This is a genomic window from Streptomyces sp. NPDC002845 (assembly GCF_053591955.1).
Genome location: NZ_JBSFUU010000230.1, coordinates 1 through 1,615, shown reverse-complemented (window position 1 = coordinate 1,615; position 1,615 = coordinate 1). Strand labels below are relative to the sequence as shown.

The window sequence follows — 1,615 nt, the reverse complement described above, 5'->3', positions numbered from 1 at the left end:
AGCCCACCGCCCTGCGCATACCGCATACCTCCGGCATACCGCAACAATCATGAAACGTCAGATCCCCACCCGCCATAGCGAGTTCAACCTCAGCAGTCCCAGTGTGCCGATGGTGAGGATCACGCCGGAGCAGATGCCCGGTGGACGAGCTCGGGGAAGGCCCCTTCCCACACCATACGAAGGTGTCTGCTGACCAGCGGGCGGAGGTCAAGCCACTGGGCGAGCAGGAGGTTGTGGTTGAGATAGGTGACGAGGTCCTCGCGCTGCCCTTCCTGCAAGGACGGTGCGGTAAAGGCTCATGCGCTGCCGGGGCCGGTCGAGGTCGTAGGCGCGCAGGCTTCACCACGCGACGTGCAGCGGCAACTCGACGCTGCCGTGCACGGGCCCGGCCAGATCCTCGAGCGAGGACGGCAAGCGGCGTGCGTATCGGGCACGTAGCACATCTGCCGCAGGAGGTGAGGAACTGAGTTCTGAAGGCACGCTTGGACTGTCCCGCTCCATTCCCCGCTCTGTCAGCCGACCTTGTCGTGAGAGTCGGACGCACTCACGGCGACAGGCCGGGCCCCTCCGAGCTTTCCGCAGAGCCACGTAGGTCCGCAAGAATCCGCCTGATGTCCGCGGCCAACGACGCGGGTGTGGAAATCCGGCCGACCCGAACGATCAGAGCACCCGGAATGTCAGCCGGATCAGCCTCCACCAGGTGACCGACTTCCGACAGGATGCCGAACAGAGCCGCATGCAAATGACGTCGAGCGGCCTCGTGTGCACGGTCCGCCGCCCCCATGGACCAGCCTCGTAGTTGTTCGTCGGCGGCGGCGCGACGCAGACTGCGAGAGGTGAACCACTCCACGCCGACCGAATCACCGCGATCGGTCACCATCATGCCGTGGGCGCGGTAGCGGTCGTCAGTGTCCGCTTCGGGCAGTCCTGCGGCTGCCAAGTGGGTCCGAACTTCCAATCCCAATGGACCGCGCGTCGGAGACCGGCGTCGGTGCTGAGGACTTGGCACGGGGAATTCTCCTTTGCTCTCTGACAGTCGGCGTCGGGCCAGGAAGTACGTGGTCACTCAACGAGAGTGATGACACCATCGGGAATCCATCCCTCCAGGTATCCGCGTAGAAAGGGTCCGAGCTCGCGTGGATACACATCAAAATCCTCGCCTTCGACTTCGGACAGAGGATGCGAGACGTAGTCAGCGTCCAGAGAGGAATGGGCGCGAGCGCGAAGGCTTAGCCGACGCATTCTGTCGCGACGGGCAACGAAAATACGGGTCATGCCGGACAGGCCGCCTCGTTCCGACAGTGGATCAAATCTGCCGACTACCGGAGTAGCCGCAAGGAACCAGTGAGAGAAGAGTGTGTCCAGAACGTGAACGACAGAGAACCTGGACAGCCGGACACGGATCACTCTTACCTCTACCGGTCGCCAAGAAGACTCGCCGTGAATTCGGCATAGCAGCACACGTTCCTGGCGGTCAATCACTGAGCCTCGATCCACCACGCGATAGCCGGTCTTTGGATGGAGAAATAGGAAGAGGTGCCTGCTGACCTGCGATAATGGGAGTTCCTACGCTTCCATCAGCCGCACACAGCAAGGCACCTCTGAAGTGAAAGTC

At 62.4% G+C, this 1,615-nt stretch carries 1 protein-coding gene and 1 pseudogene; both read right to left on the bottom strand.

Annotation, left to right across the window (positions count from 1 at the left end):
* Positions 1-119 precede the first annotated feature (119 nt).
* A pseudogene (locus tag ACWD3C_RS48535) lies at positions 120-501 on the bottom strand (hypothetical protein).
* A gap of 43 nt (positions 502-544) precedes the next feature.
* A complete protein-coding gene (locus ACWD3C_RS48530) occupies positions 545-940 on the bottom strand; it encodes a hypothetical protein (protein ID WP_451155233.1) in 396 nt (131 codons plus the stop codon).
* Positions 941-1,615 lie beyond the last annotated feature (675 nt).